Source organism: Sphingomonas sp. FUKUSWIS1, assembly GCF_000733135.1.
GTDB classification, from domain to species: Bacteria; Pseudomonadota; Alphaproteobacteria; order Sphingomonadales; family Sphingomonadaceae; genus Sphingomonas; species Sphingomonas aerolata.
Map to the genome: position 1 here is coordinate 40,213 of NZ_JPJC01000021.1, position 20,724 is coordinate 60,936.

15 protein-coding genes and 1 pseudogene are annotated in these 20,724 nt (G+C 63.6%); 9 read left to right on the forward strand and 7 right to left on the reverse strand.

The window, feature by feature from the left end; translation table 11 throughout:
• Positions 1–118 precede the first annotated feature (118 nt).
• A complete protein-coding gene (locus sphsw_RS02435; RefSeq protein ID WP_031439212.1) occupies positions 119–1,450 on the forward strand; it encodes a Gfo/Idh/MocA family protein in 1,332 nt (443 codons plus the stop codon).
• 350 nt (positions 1,451–1,800) lie between these two features.
• The gene (locus tag sphsw_RS02440; RefSeq protein WP_160172591.1) at positions 1,801–2,613 is read left to right on the forward strand and encodes an NIPSNAP family protein; all 813 of its coding nucleotides are present in this window, start codon (positions 1,801–1,803) and stop codon (positions 2,611–2,613) included.
• A 100-nt stretch (positions 2,614–2,713) separates the two neighbouring features.
• Here the strand turns inward: sphsw_RS02440 and sphsw_RS02445 are convergent, their stop codons facing one another.
• The 4 genes from sphsw_RS02445 to sphsw_RS18565 are packed head-to-tail and all read right to left on the reverse strand — an operon-like array spanning position 2,714 to position 5,375.
• The gene (locus tag sphsw_RS02445; RefSeq protein WP_052380806.1) at positions 2,714–3,736 is read right to left on the reverse strand and encodes a sensor histidine kinase; all 1,023 of its coding nucleotides are present in this window, start codon (positions 3,734–3,736) and stop codon (positions 2,714–2,716) included.
• A complete protein-coding gene (locus sphsw_RS02450; protein ID WP_213014498.1) occupies positions 3,729–4,598 on the reverse strand; it encodes a winged helix-turn-helix domain-containing protein in 870 nt (289 codons plus the stop codon). The genes sphsw_RS02445 and sphsw_RS02450 overlap by 8 nt, the downstream gene beginning before the upstream one ends.
• Complete coding sequence (locus sphsw_RS20840; RefSeq protein ID WP_160172592.1) at positions 4,546–4,884, reverse strand: UrcA family protein; 339 nt, start codon at positions 4,882–4,884, stop codon at positions 4,546–4,548. The genes sphsw_RS02450 and sphsw_RS20840 overlap by 53 nt, the downstream gene beginning before the upstream one ends.
• Entirely contained in the window at positions 4,881–5,375 is a 495-nt protein-coding gene (locus tag sphsw_RS18565) for a periplasmic heavy metal sensor (protein WP_052149105.1), read from the reverse strand. The genes sphsw_RS20840 and sphsw_RS18565 overlap by 4 nt, the downstream gene beginning before the upstream one ends.
• Before the next feature lie 315 nt (positions 5,376–5,690).
• On the opposite strand from sphsw_RS18565, the pseudogene sphsw_RS20845 reads away from it, so the two are divergent.
• The 4 genes and pseudogenes from sphsw_RS20845 to sphsw_RS02470 form a co-directional block, all read left to right on the forward strand.
• Positions 5,691–5,840: pseudogene (locus sphsw_RS20845) on the forward strand (arsenical resistance protein ArsH); the annotation flags it as partial.
• 545 nt (positions 5,841–6,385) lie between these two features.
• The gene (locus sphsw_RS18570) at positions 6,386–6,622 is read left to right on the forward strand and encodes a DUF3253 domain-containing protein (protein ID WP_081874081.1); all 237 of its coding nucleotides are present in this window, start codon (positions 6,386–6,388) and stop codon (positions 6,620–6,622) included.
• 422 nt (positions 6,623–7,044) lie between these two features.
• Positions 7,045–7,935, forward strand: a complete 891-nt coding sequence (locus sphsw_RS02465; RefSeq protein WP_235188258.1) for an SGNH/GDSL hydrolase family protein — start codon at positions 7,045–7,047, stop codon at positions 7,933–7,935.
• Positions 7,932–9,407 carry a carboxylesterase/lipase family protein gene (locus tag sphsw_RS02470; RefSeq protein ID WP_031439219.1) on the forward strand — a complete coding sequence of 492 codons (1,476 nt, stop codon included), beginning with the start codon at positions 7,932–7,934 and terminating at the stop codon, positions 9,405–9,407. The genes sphsw_RS02465 and sphsw_RS02470 overlap by 4 nt, the downstream gene beginning before the upstream one ends.
• Here the strand turns inward: sphsw_RS02470 and sphsw_RS02475 are convergent.
• Both sphsw_RS02475 and sphsw_RS18575 read right to left on the reverse strand, forming a co-directional pair.
• On the reverse strand, positions 9,404–10,996 hold the full coding sequence (locus sphsw_RS02475) for a tryptophan halogenase family protein (RefSeq protein WP_042466351.1): 1,593 nt from the start codon (positions 10,994–10,996) through the stop codon (positions 9,404–9,406). The two genes, sphsw_RS02470 and sphsw_RS02475, sit on opposite strands and share 4 nt — an antisense overlap.
• A gap of 86 nt (positions 10,997–11,082) precedes the next feature.
• A complete protein-coding gene (locus tag sphsw_RS18575) occupies positions 11,083–14,262 on the reverse strand; it encodes a TonB-dependent receptor (protein ID WP_042466352.1) in 3,180 nt (1,059 codons plus the stop codon).
• Positions 14,263–14,441: 179 nt separating this feature from the next.
• Here sphsw_RS18575 and sphsw_RS02485 point away from each other — a divergent pair, with 179 nt between their 5' ends.
• The 3 genes from sphsw_RS02485 (at position 14,442) to sphsw_RS19170 (ending at position 19,610) form a co-directional block, all read left to right on the forward strand.
• Positions 14,442–15,485 carry an ROK family protein gene (locus tag sphsw_RS02485; protein WP_235188259.1) on the forward strand — a complete coding sequence of 348 codons (1,044 nt, stop codon included), beginning with the start codon at positions 14,442–14,444 and terminating at the stop codon, positions 15,483–15,485.
• Between the two features lie 67 nt (positions 15,486–15,552).
• On the forward strand, positions 15,553–19,005 hold the full coding sequence (locus sphsw_RS02490) for a glycoside hydrolase family 2 (RefSeq protein WP_031439223.1): 3,453 nt from the start codon (positions 15,553–15,555) through the stop codon (positions 19,003–19,005).
• Between the two features lie 278 nt (positions 19,006–19,283).
• Positions 19,284–19,610 (forward strand): hypothetical protein, encoded by a 327-nt coding sequence (locus tag sphsw_RS19170; RefSeq protein WP_152555357.1) that lies wholly within the window; start codon positions 19,284–19,286, stop codon positions 19,608–19,610.
• Positions 19,611–20,534: 924 nt separating this feature from the next.
• Here sphsw_RS19170 and sphsw_RS20190 read toward each other — a convergent pair.
• Positions 20,535–20,724: hypothetical protein (locus sphsw_RS20190; RefSeq protein ID WP_235188260.1), on the reverse strand; the 190-nt coding region annotated here is incomplete at its 5' end.

The window sequence follows — 20,724 nt, forward strand, 5'->3', positions numbered from 1 at the left end:
ATGACCCTGACCAAGAGCTGGAACTGCGTTTTGCGGCGCACTCCCTTTGCGTCTGTAGTCTTGCGAAGGGGCGGTTGGGCGCTACCAATGCCGTCAGGACAGATTGGGGAGGACCAACATGACCACCAGCTTCGACCGCCGCGCCCTCTTGGTTGGCGGCCTTGCAGCCTCAGCTGCTACCGTGGTGCCGCTTGGCCAGGCCTTTGCCCAGCGCCGCGGCCGAGTCTCGGCGAACGACAAGGTCCAGGTGGGTCTGATAGGTTGCAAGGGCATGGGCTGGTCGGATCTATCGGCAATGTGCAAGCGGGCCGACGTGGCGCCCGTAGCCCTTTGCGACGTCGACGCTACGGTCCTCGCGGCACGCGGTGCCGAATTGAAGAAGGTCTCAGGCCGCACGCCGAAGCTCTACGACGACTATCGTCGGATGCTGGACGACAAGTCGATAGACGCGGTTATCATCGCCACGCCCGACCATTGGCACGCGCTTCAGCTGGTCGATACCATGTCCGCGGGCAAGGACGTTTATTGCGAAAAGCCGCTCGGAAACTCCATTGCCGAATGCCGTGCCATGGTCGCCGCCAAACAGCGTCACAATCGTGTGGTTCAGGTTGGTCAGTGGCAACGCAGCAACCAGCACTGGGCAGACGCGATCGCGCATGTTCAGTCCGGCGGCATCGGTCGGGTCCGAAAGGTCAAGGCTTGGGCGTACATGGGATGGATGAAGCGCGTCGTTCCCCAACCGGATCAGGCCCCACCCGCCGGCGTCGATTATGATAGCTGGCTGGGCCCCGCACCGCTGCGCCCCTTCAATCCCAATCGCTTCCACTTCAGCTGGCGCTGGTACTGGGACTATGCGGGTGGCCTGATGACCGACTGGGGCGTCCATCTGATGGACATCGCGCTGTTGGGCATGAAGGCAGAGGCGCCTCGTTCGGTCAGTTCGCTTGGCGGTGCCTATGGCTATCCGGGCTCTGCGATGGAAACTCCGGACACGCAGAACGCCATCTACGATTTTGGCGACTATTCCGTGGAATGGGAGCATGCGGTCGGCATCAGTCAGGGCCCCTATGGCGGCCGCGACCACGGCGTCGCCTTCGTCGGCGAGACCGGCACCCTTGTCGTCGATCGTGGCCAGTGGCGCGTCACTCCAGAGACAAGCGATGGCAAAGCCATGACTCGGGAGATCCCGGTCACGAAAGCCAAGGACGAGGGGCTCGACCGGCACACAGCCGACTTCATTGCCTGCGTTAAAGATCGCGCGCGCACGCCAGCGTGTACGATTGAGGCGGCGTCCAACACCGCGATCGTCTGCCAAATGGGAAACATCGCGTTGCGCACAGGCCGCAAGGTGAATTGGGATGCTGCATCAGGTCAGTTCAGGGATGACGCAGAAGCGAACGGACTAATCACGCCCCATTATCGTACACCCTATCGGCTGCCAGCTGCATAAGCCGGCTGGCCGCCTATGCCGACGGGGGGACCGCTGCGCCGCGCGCTCGACAGCGGCTCTTGCCAATCGCCGCCATGGACTGACCAAGTGTCGGCCGTTCGGTTGCCAGTCTCAGGTCCTCAACTCTGATCGCACTTACACATTAGCTGAACAGCTTCCTTCGGTGATTAGGCGCTGTCAGCATTTATCCAGATATCATAGCGCTGAATCAGTTAACGTCCCCCAGCTGACCCATTGGACGCAGGAATGCCGCGCGGTCGGCGCAGGTCAATCATCAGCGGGCAGACATCGCGGATTGACGACGGTTGCGGCTTGCGCTCGACTGGCCCGGACGGCTTTGCGAGGACATGATGGCATATCCAATTGATAGACGTTCGTTGCTCGCAGGTGCCGCTATGGGCGGCGTGGCGCTCGCAACTGTCGAGGCTGAGGCTCAGCCCCGCGACGCGGCAGCAACCTTGGGAATCTACGAACTGCGGACCTATCGGCTGGTAAACGGCCCCATGAAGGACCGTCTGGACGCTTATCTCAGGAACGCCTTTATACCAGCAGCACGACGCGCGGGTTGCGGGCCGGTGGGTGTATTTACGGTCGCGATCGGATCCGCAAGTCCAAGCGTCCATGTTCTCGTCCCCTATCCCTCGATCGAGGATTTCGTGGCGTTGCCCGGCAGGCTCATCGCCGATCCAAGCTACACCACGGCTGCCGGGTCGTTTTTGAAGGCGACGCCCGACGCGCCGCCATACGCGGCCCTCGAGGTGAAGCTGATGCGCGCGTTCCCTCACTTTCCTCGTCTCGAATTGACCGACGCCTCGAGCAGCAACACGCCCCGCATATTCGAACTCAGGACGTATTTCAGCCATAGCGACGCGGCAGGAATGACGAAGATCGGGATGTTCGACACGGGCGGTGAGATCGAGATATTCCGTCGAACTGGCCTAACGCCGGTCTTTTTCGCCCAGGACCTCACCGGAGCTCGCCTGCCGAGCCTGACCTACCTGCTGATCTTTCCCGACCTTGCGACCCGTGAACGAAACTGGCGTGCCTTCGGGTCGGATCCGGCTTGGCGCCGGCTTATCTCGACGCCGGGCCTTACCGACCGCGAAATCACCACCGGAATAGACAACCAGATCCTAAGTCCGGCGTCGTTTTCGCAGATTTGACCGACAAGCGGGCGTTCGCGCCCTATGTGCTCCCCGAACTTCGGTCGTCCGTTCGTTTAGATTCCCGGCCTCTTTTCGGGCGGCATTGCGGCAGAGCTGTTCATCTCGGCAATGCCACCCTGAACCGACCACCGCCCGCCTCGGCTGCGATGCAGCGCACCTCACCTCCGTGTTGCCGTGCAATCTGACGGACCAAGCTGAGACCGAGGCCATGTCCGCCATCACCCTCGTTCGCGCCGCGTGCTCTGTAGAACGGCGCGAAGATGGCCTCACGCTCGCTCGGCGGGACGCCTGCGCCACCATCGTGGACTTCAAGCGCGATCTCATTTGCGCAGGCGGTCAGCGTGACGAGGATCGGCGTTCCGCCGCCATGGCGTTGCGCGTTTTCGAGGAGATTGCGGATCATCCGCCGCAGAAGGACTGCGTCGCCGGACATCTTCACGCGCACGCCCGCGAACCGCGCGGTCGCGCGCGCACATTCTTCGGCAACGAGCGCGGTCAGATCCACGACCGTTCGCGAATTCACATGCACTGACGTCCCGTCGAGGCGGCTCGCCAACAGCACTTCCTCGACCAGCTGGTCGAGCTCCATCACATTGCGCGCTAACTCCGCGCGTACTGCGACGGACGGTGCCTCGGACAGCAACTCGATCGCCATGCGGATACGCGCAAGCGGCGATCGCAGTTCGTGGGAGGCATTGGCCAGCAGGATCCGCTGCGCGCTCATCAACGCTTCGATCCGCCCGGCCGATTGGTTGAAGCTCATTGCCAGCCGCGCAATTTCGTCGCGCCCCTCGACGGCAACCCGGCTCGACAGATCGCCTGTCCCCCAGGCATCGACGCTGGCCTGGAGCCGCTCGAGCCGGCGGGTGAGCCGGCGAACGACGGGGAATGCAGCGACCGCCACGACCACCGCAATCGCCAGCAGCAGCACCAGCATGGCGAGATGGCCACGGAAGCCCTGCATGGCCGCCGGCGCCGCGCCGTAGCGCAGGTGCGCCAGTCCAAAGAGAGTTGCCGCCGCGGTTAGGCTCGCCAGCAATGCGAGATAGATCCGCCAATACAGGCGCTGCATCAGGCGGGGTCGGCCGCTGTCTCCGTCCAGCACGTCAGGCTCAGCCATCCTGCACCCTTGCGAACACGTAACCTGACCCGCGCACGGTGATGATGCGCCGAGGCTGCCTGGGATCATCTTCGATGGCGGCACGCAGGCGTCCGATATGAACGTCAATCGATCGGTCGAACGGCTCGTGGCTTCCGCCCTTCAACGCGTCGATCAGCTGGTCGCGCGACAGCACGCGACCGGCGCGCTCGGCGAGCACCACGAGCAGATCGAACTGATAGGCGGTCAGCGGGCAACCCTGCCCGCCCAGCTGTGCCACGCGCGCATCGCGGTCGATCTCCAGCCGCCCGAACCGCAGTCGCGGCAGGCTGTCCGCCGCCGCCAGGGCCGGTCGGCGCAGCACGGCGCGTAGCCTGGCCAGCAACTCGCGGGGCTCGAACGGTTTGGGAAGATAGTCGTCAGCGCCTAGCTCCAGGCCGATTACGCGGTCGAACGGGTCACCCTTTGCCGTGAGCATCACGATCGGCACCGCGCCGGCGGGCGACGGCAGTGCGCGGATGCGACGGCAGATGTCGAGCCCGTCGCTGTCGGGGAGCATCAGGTCGAGCAGCACGGCCGCGAACCCCGCATGCTCGTGGTCGCGCAACGCGGCTAGGCCCTCCTCGCCGGTCGTGGCGTGCGCGATGAGATAGCCGTGCTGGGCCAGATAGGTCTTCACCATCGCCGCCAGGCGGCAATCGTCTTCAATCATCAGGATATGCTGAATGATGGCCTTAGCCTTCGGAAGATGATGCAGGGATGTCCAGCAGACCATACAGGCTTCGCTCAATGCACAAAGCCTGTAGGCCAGGTCCGACGATCGCGTGCCGTCAGCGACCTGTGTCGACCACGAGTGCTGCGATCTCGACCGCTTCTGCCGCATGGGCGGCAGCAATCTGGTCAAGTTGAGCCGAAGCACGGGCTATGGCAGTTCGAGTACAGCGCATCTCGCTCAGGTTCATCGCCAATGGCAAAACACCCTGGGTGGCGCATACCCGACGCGCTGCTCCATGGATGCGCCTCTGAAGGGTTGCCCGGCCGGCTTCGCCGCGTAGATCGAGATCGGCAACGCTGACGCGTTCTATCAGGGTCTGGCTTGACGGCGACGTCAGCGGCGGGGCGTCGCCTGAGACGGCCAGTATGCATATGCCAACCAAAAAGGGGCTCACAGCCCTGCTCCCTTGTGATGGACCGCTTTGAGATGAGCAGCCAATCGGACGCGCTGTGATGGTGTCAGCACCTCGGCCGCGTCGGCCAGCCCTTGGACGATCCGCCGCGAGGCACGGTCCGCCTGCTGCACCTGCTCGACACGCAATGCCTCCAACCCGGCGCGATCGATCGACGGCTGCAACAGCAGGATGTATGTACGTTGGTGCGCGGTCAGGAACTCTGCGTGAAAGGCATCCAGATCGGTATGGACCGAATTGGCGATTAGCTTCAGCTGGGCCCTTTGCTTGGGTGTGCCGTCAGGCAGAAGTTGCGTTAGCATTTTGTTGAAGTGCGCGTCGTTGATCGCAGGATCCGCTGTTGCCGAATGGCCAGGCGGCCCGTGTAGGGGCGGTACCGCCGAGGCTAGGCCAGCACCGGCGATCGCTGCGGTCCCGGCCACGACGGCCAGCAGCCCGGCAACCGTCCGGCGTCGTTGAAAATATCGGTTCATTGCACAGCGCTCCATCCAATTCAGCCGACGAACTATTCGTTGGCCGCTCTGCAATGGCAGAGCGCCTTGGCTTCAAGATGTGTACCGAGTAAAGTTTTGCAAACGTCGGCCAATTGGTGGCGACACACCTTTATCTAACTCACTGACCGCCCTGTAGCTCTTCTGTGGGCTCGACCCATATGCGACGATATCGTCGCGGCATTCCTTGCAGGGTATGAGGTGGAGACGCAGCGCCTGGAGACCGAGACGGTCAGCATCCGCCCGGATCGTGAAGTCGGACTCGCGAATCTCGACCGGCAGATCGGCCTTGCGAAGATGGAGAAGATGGTCCGCTTCACGGTCGTGCTCCGCCCTCACGCGGCCCAGCTCGTCGACCGGTATTCGGAACGGGAGGATGCCGGCGTGCCGATCGATCCGACAATCGATCTGTCGAGCATCGCTACGGCGTCGCATCGACCACGGTGAACGAATGCCAAATTTGGGCAGGCACGTTCCAGCGCTCCGGCTTTGACCAGACCTGATTCCACCATCTTAGCTATGGGGCGAGTTGGTCTTAATATTCGCACTACGCGCTGGCATAATAACCACGACAGCCCCGGAGCTTTCGCTTCGGGGCTGTCGTGGTTGGTTGCGGGGACAGGATTTGACCGCTGCAGAACTCGTTGTCGCCTGAGCGGGGGGACTGTCGTCCGCTCCTAGTTGCTTAGGGCAAAAGCACCACGTCCAGCGTCTATGTCTGCATTTGAAGGTGCCGCCTTTGAGGGCGGCGCCTTCACCCAAAAGGGTAGAGTTGTCGACATCGTGTGTTCGGACCGATCGTTGCTCGCCTTGATATGAGGGCTGGCCCCACAAAGCGGTGATCTTCGCCGCGATTATAAGCTCGATTCCGCGCTGCGCGCGCGGCGGTCAGTTGCTCTTTACTTAGCCCGCATGGCGCCGACCAAGATCTGGAAGGCACCGAATGCCAATAGCAACTTGACCAGCCGGAGTGCGCGGTCGACGCAGTCTGGATGACGGATCCGAAGGCAGCCACTCTTTCCCTGCTCGAGCGCCGCGCACCCGGGGCGACGATATGCCCAAGCGAGGTGGCCCGTTCAATGGCACAGGATTGGCGCAGCGCAATGCCTGCAGTCCACGAAGCGATAGACGAGCTAGTCAGCGACGGGCTGGTACAGCTTAGCTGGAAGGGAAAGCCGCTTGCAAAGCGCTCAGGGCCGTACAGAATCCGCAATCTTGGCGGCGATTGAAGCTAGGGCTTAATTCGCATGTTTTGCCCATTCCAGTATCAGACGTCCGCACAACAACGTCATATTCAGCAGCTGCGGCTGCGGCGACCCACAGGCAGACTTTCATGCCGCTCCTTCTGCTGCCCGCAATCAGACATCGGTTTAGGTTGGCGCGCTGTGCTCCTTGGTCGCTTGCGGCACGAACACCGAGTGCGCGAGCGTGACGCCTACGATTATCAGGACGCCCCAGAACGTCAGGTGCAGGCCGCGCGCTAGCCCTGCCCACTTCGCCACTGTGCTTGCCGCCGACCCCTGCCCCACGAGCATCTACTGAACCTGTTGCAGCGGCCCAGCGGGTCCGCGTTCTAGGCTGGTAAGCACAGTGCCCAGCACCGCCGCCCCAAGCGTGCTGCCAGATCGCAGGCAACAAGGTGGAGGCCGTCGTGGCGCCACGCTCTGCCAAACCCACGCTGCCCTGGATCAGTGTAAGGATAAGGCACCACAACCCATCGTTGGCAGGTCGCACAAAATTTAGCTTTGCCGTCTCATTATGCGATAGCGCTGCGAGAATTCCGGAGCGCAATATGAAAACGATCTTACTCAGCTTGTCTCTGGCAGCAGTGGCCGCACCGACAATCGCGAAGACGGATGATGTGAAGGCCAGCGCCGCGCGCCAAGCGGAGGAGCGGTTGCATACCGATTGGGCATGGCTCGGCCGCTACATGGAGGCCAATACGGCCTTGCCTGCCGGCATGGCGGGCCCACGCGTCGTCTTCATCGGCGATTCAATCACGCAGGGCTGGTTCGACATGGCCCCTACCTTCTTTACCGACAACAACCGCATCGGACGCGGGATCGGCGGGCAGACAACGCCGCAGATGGTGTTGCGCTTTCGCCAGGACGTGATCGATCTGAAACCCGCAGTCGTACAGATCATGGCCGGCACCAACGACATCGCCGGTAATACCGGGCCGATGACGCCCGACCAGTCGAAGGCCAATATCATGACGATGGCGGAACTCGCGCGCGCGCACGGGATCCGCGTGATCCTCGCCTCGATCCCGCCCGCCGCGAATTTTCCGTGGCGGCCCGGCCTCGAAACCGCCGACAAGATCGTGGCGATGAATAGCTGGTTGAAGGGATATGCTGCGCAGACCGGCGCTACCTATGCCGATTATTGGACGGCACTACACGACGGCAAGGGGTTCCGCGCGAGCCTGACCTATGACGGCGTCCATCCGAACAAGGCGGGATATGCCGTCATGGGACCGGTTGCCGAAGCGGCGATCCGCGCGTCGCTCGCCAAGCCGGCGCCAAAGGCGCTCGCCCAGTGATCGTCCTCGCGCTGGCGCTCGCAGCCGTCACCGCCGGCCCGGTGGTGCGCGCCGACGATGGTCCGGTCCGCGGCGAGGCGCTTGCGAACGGCGGTGCAGTGTTCCGCGGCATCCGCTTCGCCAAACCGCCGACCGGACCGCTGCGGTGGCGCGCGCCCGAACGGCCGACGCGTTGGACTGAACCTGTCGAGGCAATTGCGACCCATGCGGCCTGTCCGCAACCCGTCTATGGCGACTGGAACCGGGACGCGGCGATCAATAGCTCGGAGGATTGCCTGTTCCTCGACGTACGCACGCCGACGTCGAGCGCGACCGCGGCGCTGCCGGTGCTGGTATGGATCCACGGCGGTGGCAATCGCGCGGGCGCCGGGGGCGGCACCGTCGAATCGCGGATCACCGAAGCGGGCGTCGTGCTGGTGAGTGTCCAGTACCGCCTCGGCGCGCTAGGCTTCCTGTCGCATCCCGCCCTCAGCCGTGAACAGGGCGGGCATTCGGGCAATTACGCGCTGATGGACCAGCAGGCGGCGCTCGCCTGGGTCCAGCGCAACATCGCGCGCTTCGGGGGCGATCCAAAGCGCGTCACGATTGCGGGGGAATCCGCCGGCGCGCAGGACGTCGCGCTACACCAGCTGGCCCCGGCTTCGCGCGGATTGTTCGCGCAGGCGATCCAAGAAAGCGGAACGCCCGGTTTCGGCGTCGCGCCGCGCACGCTCGCGCAGAACGAACGCCTGGGTGAACGTCTCATAAGGGCCGCCGGACTGCCGGATACGGCCCCGACCGCCCAGCTCCGCAACCTGTCCGTCGACAAAATCCTGGAGGCGCAAGACGCAGTCGATGTTCCCGATCTGGACGATGACAGCTTCATCTGGTTGCAGGCGGTAATCGACGGTCGCGTCCTGACCGACACGCCCGCCAAGCTGCTGGCGAGCGGCCGGTTCGCACGGACGCCGCTCGTCATCGGCGTCAACGCGAAGGAACTGCCCCTACATGGCGGTCGCGCGGCGGCGGAGGCGACGGTTCGACGCGAATTCGGTGCGGGCGCCGACCGGGCGCTCGATCTCTACGGTTTCCAGCGAGGCGGCACGCCGGTCGATGATCTGCGCCTGGGTGACGTCACCGCGCAGATCGCCGATGACGTGACCTTTCGCTGTCCGACGATCGCCGTCTCCAAGGCATTCGCACGCATCGGTGTACCGGTGTGGCAGTATCAGTTCGACTACGCGCCGGCTGGCGGCACGGTCAGCCATGCAAGCGAGATCGGCTATGTGTTCAACCCGCCGCAACCCGGCCAGCCGCCGCTGCAACGCTATTGGGTCAACTTCGTCAGAACCGGTAATCCCAACAGCGCCGGGTTGCCCCTATGGGCGCGCTATTCGGTCGACACGCGCGCTTACATGGCGTTCGAACAGACCGGCCCGGCTGCGCGGCGAGACCTGCGCGGGCCAATCTGCACGCTGCGCGACACTCCCTAACGCGCCGGCATCATCAGGCGATCAGGAGGGCCGCCCGGCTCGGCAGGCTGCGCGAGCCCCGGACTGCGCGCAGCCAGGCCGAGGAACGCGTCGTGCGGCTGCGCGAGCGCAACAGCCTGTGCAATCGACTCCTTCATCCGGGCAAATGCCGATTCAAGGTCCGGAACCGAGAAATGGTCGGCACCGGGATCATGCGCGGCCGCGTCGATCCCGAAGCCTGCATACATCGACAGCCAGCTCGGATCCTGGAACGATTCCCACTCATACCGGACCAGATGGCCGCGCGCCTTGAACAACCGGAGCTTGTGCGCCAGCGCCTCGGGAAGCGCCGTGTCGCGGCAGCGATCCCACATCGGCTCTCCACGCCTGACATTGGCAAAATAATGGAGCAGCAGGAAATCGCGGATCCGCTCATATTCCAGCCCGGTCGTGCGATTATATTCCTCCGCCAGCGCGGGATCAAACCCGCAATCGGGCAGCAAGGCGAGAAGCTTTTCGATACCCGTCTGTATCAGCGTGATGCTGGTCGATTCGAGCGGTTCCATGAAGCCCGCGGCGAGACCAAGTGCGACACAGTTCCCCTGCCAGAAGGCCGTACGCCGCCCAGTGCGAAAGCGGATCATGTTTGGCTCGCCTAGCGCTTCGCCCTCGAGCCTCCCCTTCAGCGTAGCGACCGCCTCGTCGTCAGAGATGTGACGGCTCGAATAGACATACCCGTTGCCGACGCGGTGCTGGAGCGGGATGCGCCACTGCCAACCGGCTTCGAGCGCGGTGCTGCGTGTATACGGGGTCAGCGGCCCCGATCGCGTGCATGGCATCGCCACTGCCCGGTCGCACGGCAGCAGGTTCGTCCAGTCTTCATACGGCACGCCCAGGGCGCCGCCGAGCAGCAGCGACCGGAACCCCGAGCAGTCGATGAATAGATCGCCGTCGATCGCCTTGCCGCAACTGGTGTCCACCCCGCTGATGAACCCCGTGCGACCGTCGACGCGCACATCGGTGATAGTGGCATCGATGTGTTCGACGCCCCATGCGATCGCCTTCTGCGCCAGGAACCGTGCGAATAGCCCGGCATCGAAGTGCACCGCCCAGTCGAAAAACAGCAGATCATGAACCGGCCGGTCGGTCGGCGGCATGAACAGGTTGCGCTCCGCCAGCGCGGTCGCGAGACAGAAATCGGCCAGCGGCGAAGCGTGACCGGCAGCGTTCATCTTGCGCCAGTAATGATGGAACGCCACGCCGCGCGATCGCATGCCGTACAGGCCGAACGGGTGGAAGAAGCGCTCGCCTTCGCGCTTCCAGTCGACGAACTCGATGCCGAGTTTGACCGTGCCCTGCGTCGCCGCCATCACCTCCTGCTCGGTGACGCCGATTTCGCGGAAGAAATCGCGGATGCCCGGCACGGTCGCCTCGCCGACGCCGACCGTGCCGATCGCGCTGGAGTCGACGACCGTGATCTTGACCGGCTGGCGGTCGAGCCGCCGGGCGAGCAACGTTGCCGCCATCCACCCCGCCGTGCCGCCCCCGACGATGACGATCGAGCGCAGCGGCCCGCGGGCGGATGCCGGACCCGGTGTTCTGCCCGTCATGACCAACTCCCCGTCAACGCAGTCCGGCGTACAGGTGCCCGCCACCCCGATGAAAGCCGGCGGGCATTTGCGTCACACATTACGCCTCAGAACTTGAAGCGTGCACCCGCCATGAACCGGCGCTCGTAAATGTTGTTGTAGGCCTTCTCGTCCGGGAAGGTCAGATAGTATTTCTCGTATTCTCCGGTCAGGTTCGACCCTTGCGCATACAGCGTCAGGTTTGGCGTGAAGTCGTAGCTGATCGACGCGTCAACATAATTGGTTGGTTGCTGATAGAGTTCGAGACCCTGGATACCGCCGAAATTCTGCTGCACCGCGCGCTTAGAGCGATAATTCCACGCGACACGCGCCTGGAAATGATCGTCCTGGTAGAAGCCCGCCAGATTGGTCTGGATCTTCGAATTATCCTGGAACGGGATCGCATCGCCCTTCAGATCGACCGCGCCGGAGTCGGACGGCGAATAGGTGATGTTCGCGTCGATACCGAAGTTGGTCAGGATCGACGGCATGAAGCCTAGGTCGCTGAACGACTGTTTCCAGCCTGCCTCGACGCCCTTCAGCGTCCCGCCATCGCCCTGCACCGGCGTGCTGATCGAGACCGTCCGGTTGCGGACGACGCCGTCATTGTCGGGCAGGTCGGTGCGGACGATGTTGCCCGACTGGATGAAGCTCGCAACGTCGATGTAGAAGGCGCCGACGCTGATCAGGCTGCTCGCGCCGATATAATATTCGAGCGATCCCTCGACGTTGGTGGCGCGCCACGGATCGAGCTGCGGGTTGCCGTTGGAACTGCCGCCGGTGACGCGGAACACGGGCGAACCGGGGTTGCTCGTGTCGATCGCATAGGTCGGGTTAAGGCCGCCGCCCCATTGGTTGAGGTCGAGCAACGTCATCGTCTTCGAATAGGCAAGCCGCAGCTTCACATTCTCGACGAGGTTGAACGCGAGATTGAAGGCGGGCAGGAAGTCGGTGAAGCTGCGCTTGGTCTCGACGGTGCCGTTGCTCAGATTGGCCAGGCCATAGGGCTGTGGCGAACCGGTGACGAACTGCGTGATGTCGAGCTTGGTGTTGATGACCTTGAGGCCCGCATTGCCCGACACCGGGATGCCGAACACGTCGCCCTTGACGTTGAGCTGCGCGTAGCCCGAAATCTGCTTCACGCCGACGTTGAACGACGCGCCGGGGTTCTGCACTTCCACGTTGCCGGGATAAAAGCTGTTCTGGAACGCCAGCGCGTTGTCCATCACCTTGGGATCCAGCACGTAGATCGGCGGCAGGCCAGCGCCCGGCAGGTTGTACTGCTTGACCTGCCCGTTGAAGATCGGATCGCTCGCCTTGCGGACCTGCCCTGCGGTGTAGGGAGCGAAGCTGGCGGTCCCGAACGTGCCCGTACCGGCACGGCACGAGGCATCGTTCAGGGGGACGTCGAATGCCTTCCATTTGACCAGGCAGCCACCCGCCTGCGACGCCTGCCCGGCATAGAGCGGTGCCGCGCGATCAAATTCGAAATCGTCGACCGTGCGCTCGCTATACCGGCCACCCAGGGCCAGGCTGACATTGTCGTTCGCCTCGTAGGAGACGTCACCGCGGATCAGCTTGAGGTCGCCCTTGCGCCGGTAATTGCCCTCCGACGAGGTCGTCTTCATCGTGTAGCTGTCGATATTGCCGAGCGCGTTCGTCAGCTGCGATGGCAGCGTGAACACGGGCTGGTTGCCGGTGAAATCGACCGTCGCTGGTAGCGACGCCGCGCCCGCCAAGGTGTTGACGACATAGCCGCCGGGATTGAACGCGACGTCTCCCGTCGGATAATGACCGATCCCGCCCGGCTGCCACTGCGCGCCGTTGGACGGGCTGAACTGCAGATAGCTCTGGTCGTAGTTCGAATAGGCCTTGCCGTAGATACCGCGCAGGCTTGCCTTGAAGCGACCGCCATTGTCGTACTTGAGTTCCACATTGTAGTTCTGCGACTGCGACTTGAAGCGATCATTCTGCGCGTACGAGTCGAAGTTGCCGAGATCGTAATTATAGACTTGTGTGGTGTTCAGGTCATAGTCGCGAGTCACGCCGCCGTTGCTGAGCGAAACAACCGAACCCGTGTTACGCGACTGCCCCGGGACGAATTCGGCCGCCTGCCAGTTGACGTTCTGCATCTGGATGCCGGCAGTCCGGTCGTTCTCGTTCTGGCGGGTGAAGAACGCGTCGGCGTTCAAGGTCAGCGCATCGCTGATCTCCCACTGCGCCGAGGCATTGATACCGATCCGCTCGCGCTGGTTCACCTTGTCCCAGGCGGTGAAACCCTGTGGGACGATGAACGCGTCGTTCGAGTCACCGTCGCCGTTCACGTCGCGGCCGGTACCGACGATCGTGCCCTTGGGACGATTGGCGGGCGAAAAGCCGCTGCTCAGGTTGACGTCGCCAGTCGGGTTGGCGGCAGTGTTGAACTGCTCGTTGTGGAGCGCTGCGCCATAGCCTTCCTGGATGCCGTTGTGCGAGTTCGACAGATGCAGGTTCGAATAGGCCCCGGACACGAGGAAGCCGACCTTCTCACCACGGAAGCCGAACAAGCCGTTCAGGTTTGGATCGAATTCCTTGGTCTTGTCGCCGTACGCGCCCTCGGCGGCAGCCGCGAAGGTGAAGCCCTTCTTCAGGTCGAACGGACGGCGCGTGCGCAGATTGACGGTGCCGGTGATGCCCGCGTTGAGCAGGTCCGCCGTGCTCGACTTGATGACGTCGGCGCCGGCGAACAGCTGCGACGGGATGTCGTTGAAATTCGGTTGGATCGTTGTGATCGACTGCGCGCCGAGATAGGCCTCGCCGTTGAGCAGCGTCGTCACCTGTGGCAGGCCGCGAATGTTGATTGCGGCCCCCTCACCCGCGTCGCGGCGGATCTGCACGCCAGGGATACGCTGGAGCGAATCCGAGATGGTCACGTCGGGCAGCTTGCCGATGTCTTCGGCGGAGATCGAATCGGTGACCGACGCGGCATCGCGCTTCAGGTTGACCGCACGCCGCTGCGCGCCGCGAATGCCGGTAACGACGATGTCCTCGCTTTCTGCGGCGGCATCACTCGTCGGGGTGGTCGGGGTTTGCGTTTCGCTCGCCTGATCGGCCGCAGCCGCGGACGGCGATGCAGCCTGATCTGTGGGCGCGCTTTGCAACACCCCCTGCGTCGTCGATGTTTGCTGCGCGAGCGCAGTACTGCTGCTGACCAACGCCGTCACCGACGCGGCGACCATCAATATGTTCTTGGATTTTGCGCGCAACATTCCGACCCTCTCCCTCACAATCAACACCGCCAGCGATTGGCGAACGCTTTAGCCTGCGAGAATGAAGTTGATCGGCGCCGCGGCGCCCTACCCCTCTCCCACGTGCCAGCCGCAACTTACCGTTGTCTTGGCACCCGTGTTCTACCGCGCCGCAAAGCGCCGTCAATTGGATAATCAATTTGCGTTTATTTTTCGAACTGGCATTGTCGATCGGGATGGCCGTGCAGCGGTCACGAGCGTGGGGGGAGGATATCGTGGGGGAGAGTGGTACCATTGCCAACATCGGCGGGCTGGTATGCGAAGATGCTGCACCGGCGCTGGGTATCGATTTCGGCGGTACGAAGATCGAAGCCGTGCTGCTCTCGAAAAACGGCGCGGCTGCGTGGCGGCAACGCATTCCCAATCCCGGCAGCTACGACAGCGCGCTGACCGCGATATCAAACCTGGTCGCCGCGGCGGACGACGCCGGGGGCGCGCGCTGCACGGTCGGGATCGGTGCACCGGGCTCGCCGTCACCGCGAACCGGGATCATGCGCAACAGCAACTCTACCTATCTCAATGGTCGCCCCTTTCGCGAGGACCTCGCCCGGGCGCTCGGTCGCCCCGTACGGCTGGTCAACGATGCCAATTGCCTCGCTCTGTCGGAGGCGATCGATGGTGCCGCTGAGGGTGCACAGAGCGTCTTTGCGCTGGTGATCGGTACCGGAGTCGGTGGTGGCGTTGTGCTGTCCGGCGCCGCGATTGATGGTGCACACGGGATCGCTGGCGAGATCGGCCATCTGCCCCTGCCCTGGCCCGGCGGACGCGAGGCCGATCCTCCGCCATGCTGGTGCGGGCTGTCGGGCTGCATCGAGAGCTGGGTTTCGGGTACCGGCTTTGCGCGGGCCGCGGCCACCGAACACGGGCTGGCGCTCAGCGCGCCCGACATCGTTGCCGCGGCGCGCTCCGGCGACCCCGCGGCCCGCGCCGCGCTGGATGCCTATGTCGATCGCCTCGGTCGTGTGCTCGCGCTCGTCGTCAACCTGCTCGACCCCGAGGTGATCGTCCTTGGCGGCGGCATGTCGAACGTCACCGAAATCTACGCTGGCCTGCCCGATGTCGTGCGCCACCACACGTTTTCCGACCTGTGGGACGGCCGTATCGTGCCCGCACGCTGGGGCGACGCCTCCGGCGTTCGCGGTGCCGCAAGATTGTGGACAAAGGATCCGCAGGTCGGTCACTGACCCGGCATACCGCGGCTCAAAATTGACCGGCAGCACTGCCAAGCCGGCACCTCAGGAGGGACTATTAATGCGACTGGCGACACTGACCACCCTGTTACTGCTAGGAACGGCCCTGTCGGGCGCGGTCGCAGCGCAAACCGCGCCAGCCGCCGCGCCAGCAGCGATCGGCAACGCCGGCCCCTATAACGTCGACATCCTCGCCGGCGGGATCGGCGTCGAGCGCGACCTGACCGGCGCGCAGGCAGGGGTCGCCGCCGATGCGCCCTGGACTCTGTCGACCTGGGTCCGGCCCGGTGCGACGCGCATGACCGGCACCCTGCTGGCCGTCGGCGATCCGCTAGGGGCCTGCCGCTGTCTCTCGCTCGTCGATGGCCGCGTCACCGGCGCCGACGGCAGCGTCCGCGTCACCGGCGGAAGCATGCTCGCCGCCGGTCGCTGGACGCATGTCGCCGCCGTGTCGGACGGTCGCACGCTGACGCTCTATGTCGACGGCCGGCCGGTCGCGTCGCGCGCCGGCCGCTCGGTCGCCGTCACGCCCCGTCTGGCACTGGCACCCGTTACCGGCACCGGCCGCGCGAAGCAGCATTTCGGCGGATCGCTGGCCAACGCGACGTTCGACGCGCGCGCGCGGAGCGCCGCGGCACTGGCCGACGAAGCCCGCGCGCAGCCAGACTTCGCGCTCGTCCAGTTCTGGCAGGTCGGCGTCGGCTGGCCGCTCCAGAAACAAGCCAATATCGGTTTGACGCAGCAACAGGATCCGTGGACGCTGCCAAAGGCACGCGGCGACGCCACCACGCCGCCGGTCTTAAATATGCCCTTGCCGCCAACGGGGTTGGCGCCGGCACGCGACGGCCGCTGGCTGGTGAACGGCTGGCAGCTCGCCGCCGCGCCGGACGTGCGCGACGATGGTGCGACGCTGTCACGTCCGGGCGTGCCCAGCGGCACCTGGCGTGCCGCAACCGTGCCGGGCACCGTGCTGACCACGCTGGTCGATCGCGGAGTCTATCCCGACCCCTATTACGGGTTGAATAACCTCAAGATTCCCGAAAGCCTCGCCCGGCAGGATTACTGGTACCGCACCAGCTTCACAGTCCCGCCCGAAGCCGCCGGAAAGCGGCTTACGCTCGTCTTCGGCGGCATCAACTATGCCGCGGACGTCTGGGCAAACGGCCGCAAGCTCGGCAGCACACGCGGCGCATTCATCCGCGGCCAATTCGATCTCATCCCCGTCGCCGGTGACAATGTCGTCGCGGTGCGCGTGTCGCCGCCGCCCCATCCCGGCATTCCGCACGAACAGTCGATCAGCGCCGGCGTCGGCGAGAATGGCGGGCAGCTCGCCATCGACGGTCCGACCTTCGTCGCCACCGAAGGGTGGGACTGGATTCCCGGCATCCGCGACCGCAACACCGGGCTGTGGCGTCCGGTCGAACTGCTGGCGCATGGCGACGTCCGCCTGCTCGACCCACAGGTCGTCACCGACCTGCCGCTGCCACGGACCGACCGTGCCGATGTTTACATCACCGTCCCCGTTCGCAACGACGGCACCACGCCGCGCAGCGTCACCGTTCGCGCGGCGTTTGGCGACGTGCATGTCGAGAAGACGGTGACCGTATCGCCCGGCGAGACGAAGGTCGCCTTCTCGCCCAAGGACTTCGCCCAGCTGCGCGTCGCAAATCCGAAACTCTGGTGGCCGAACGGCTATGGCGAGCAGGCGCTGTACCAATTGTCGCTCGAGGCGCTGGCTGATGGCCGGCTGTCGGACACGCGTACCGACCGGTTCGGGATCCGTGAGGTGAGCTACGACCTGTCGCTGTTCGATACCGCGGGCGCGCTCCGGCGGGTCAATCTGCAGTTCACCGATGGCAGCCTGCGCGGCGAACGTCTTATCGACGTCCGTCACGAAGCGATCAAGCAGTCGCCGAACGGGTGGACCGAGTCGCTGACCGTCGCCGGCCAAACCTCACCGGCGGTGACGCCTGTCGAGGAGACGATGCCCGAGCCGCATTTGACCATCCGCGTGAACGGCGTGCAGATCGCGGCGCGCGGCGGCAACTGGGGCATGGACGATGCGATGAAACGCGTCGGCCGGGACCGGCTGGCACCCTATTTCCGTCTCCAGAAGGAGGCGCACATGAACGTCATCCGCAACTGGATGGGTAATAACACCGAAGCCGAGTTTTTCGACCTCGCCGACGAGACCGGCATGATGGTGCTCAACGATTTCTGGCAATCAACGCAGAATTTCCAGGTCGAGCCGCAGGACCCAGAGCTCTTCCTGAAGAATGCGGACGACGTCGTGCGGCGCTATCGCAATCACCCGTCGATCATCCTGTGGTTCGGCCGCAACGAAGGCGTGCCCTATCCCGCGCTCAACGAAGGGCTCGACGATCTCATCGCGCGCGAGGATGGCACGCGCTGGTTTACGGGCAGCTCGAACGTCGTCAACCTGCAGGGGTCGGGGCCGTACAACTACCGGCCACCGGTGGGCTATTTCACCGATCTGGCCAGCGGCTTCTCAGTCGAAACGGGAACGCCGTCGCTCTCGACGCTTGAATCCGTCCGCGCCACCATGCCCGATAGCGAGACCTGGCCGCTCAGCGACACGCTGGCCTATCACGACTGGCACTTTGCCGGGAACGGCGACACCAAGACGTTCATGACGACGCTGGCGACGATGTTCGGGCCTGCGACGAGCTTCGCCGATTTCGAGCGGAAAGCGCAGATGATGAATCTCGAGACGCACAAGGCGATGTATGAAGGGTTTCTGGGCCATCTCTGGACCAAGAACTCCGGCCGGCTCCTGTGGATGACCCACCCGGCCTGGCCGTCGAACGCATGGCAGATCTACAGCTGGGACTATGATACCCATGCGGCATATTACGGGGCGAAAAAGGCCGCGGAGCCGCTCCACGTTCAGCTGAACCTGCCGGGCAACGAACTGGTCGTGCTCAATACCACCCGCGAGCCACGCCCCGGCCTTCGCGTTCGCACGCGGGTGGTCGGGCTCGACAATGCCGAACTGTTCAGCCGCGAGGATCGTCTCGATGCAAAGGCGAATGCGGCAACCCCGCTTGCCGCCGTGCCACTCGACCGCCTGTTCGCATCGCATCCGATGCTTCTGGTCAAGCTCGACATGACCGATCAGTCCGGCACGACGGTTGCGGAGAATTTCTACTGGCGCGGCAAGGACGAGGCTGCCTATCAGATGCTCAACAGCCTGCAGAGCGTTACCCTGAGCAGCTCGGTCGCCGCCCCGATATCGGTCGGTGACGACATGATGGTCGCCGTGACGCTCACCAATGCGACCAAGGTGCCCGCGCTCAATGCGAAGCTGACGCTGGTCGATACGGCGGGAAAGCGCATCCTGCCGGCATTCTACAACGACAATTATGTCGCGCTCCTGCCCGATGAGACCCGGCGCATTGAAATCCGCTATCCAAAGACGGTCGGCGCGGCACCGGCGGCGGTGACGTTACGAGGCTGGAACCTCCCGGAAATGACGCGTCCGATCGGACGATAGCGCGTTTGATCGTACGCAGGTCATGATGGGGCGCGACTGCGTCGCCGCCCCTGATGTTCAGAACTACGTCCGGATCAGGACGCTTTGAAGGGCGACGGGGCACACCTGAATATACGGCGCTCTACGTTAAAAGTGCTACCTAATGCGGACTGCCGGCTTTCCACCAAGGAGCGACACTCGGCCCCCCGCCCCTTCTCCTCAACGAACGTCCGTTTATGCCGATCGCCTGCCGAAAGCAGACAGGCTGCTTTCAACCAGTTTTGCATGCACGAGGTCTGGTGTTGCCGAAAACCGCGGGGTGGCTCAAAAAACTACGTGGCGGTAAATCGTACGACCGCACGACATCGGCCACCGCGCTACTCCTCCTCATCGTTGCGCAACTGACCAGCACCGAGATCGGCAAGGACCGTATTGCTGAAAGCGACGCGGCGATCTTCGCGCGGACGATCGAGATCATCGTCGTGCCATGTGAAGACCGCCGATCAACCAGCTTCCGCATGCTCGATCCTGGAGGTTCGAGGCCGACACCGCGGATTGCCGCGACGGCGCGGAACCGACCCCTCGCACCGCCACGTCGGGCCAATCAATATCTAACTCGTGGATAATCCGGTCGAGCGTTTGCGCCTTTGACCAAGTGCGGACATTTTCGATCCGCGACAGGGCAACGCGGGTCATTCCTACACCGAAGGCAAGTGCTTTTACTGATCGCCCTAGAGTGCCTTTCACGTATGTACGATGATCCCTGAGTATCTCTCCGAGCTCCGGCCGCAGATGACTGATGCCTTGTGGCAGTCGCATCCGGGCGGGGGACTATCTGATTTCATGAAACCGGCATGTAACATCACGTGTATTTCGTACGTACCCGCGGACAGCCGTAACACAACGCTGGTATGGCCGCTGCACGGATAATGTTGGCACAGGGACCAGAAGCGCAACAAGCGCTCGCCGAGCTTGTGCGCTTGCTGGCAAGGGAAGCGACCATCGAACATGCATGCGGGACTCCCGTGCCGCCGAGGCGGTGAAACAAAGGCAGGCCGAGACATCGGCTATTACCACATGGAAAAGCTCACTAGCCTTGACCGCCTACCCTACAACGGCTTCATGGTTTCCTGTTTTCCAGCAAAGATAGAGAATGGTCCCGCTGGCTGGCCACGAGCGGTCGCTATACTTAACGATTGACATATCCACCTCAGGATTGTGACACGCAAAGTTTAAAGCCTGCGACGGCGGCAGTTCAGCTTGATGTGGTGAAGCTGGTGCGAGAGTGTCGCGCCGCGGTGTCGCAGGCTGGCCAAGATCTGGACTTGCCCGATAACCTGCTTTGCAAGTGAGGGCATGATATAACGTTCGAGTCCTTGGCGTCACCTGAGGGGCTAGCCGATGTCCTGGTTCTGAAAAGCGCTCGGTGTTCTGCGCAGCAAGCTCGGGCACTCGACCCTGGGCTATCACAGTTCTACAGATTTTGAACGGCAGGCACAGGTAGCTTAACCTCGCGTCTATTGGCCCAGCAGCGGCTTATGGCGTTGGGGTCACAGATGACAAAGTTCATGCCACACCCACGCCAATGAGGGGCAAAACTGGTCAGAGATATGAATACGCTGCACAACCGACAACGCCGCCCGTGAAGGCGGCGATTGTAGTTCTATATCGGTGGTTGCGGGGACAGGATTTGAACCTGTGACCTTCAGGTTATGAGCCTGACGAGCTACCGGGCTGCTC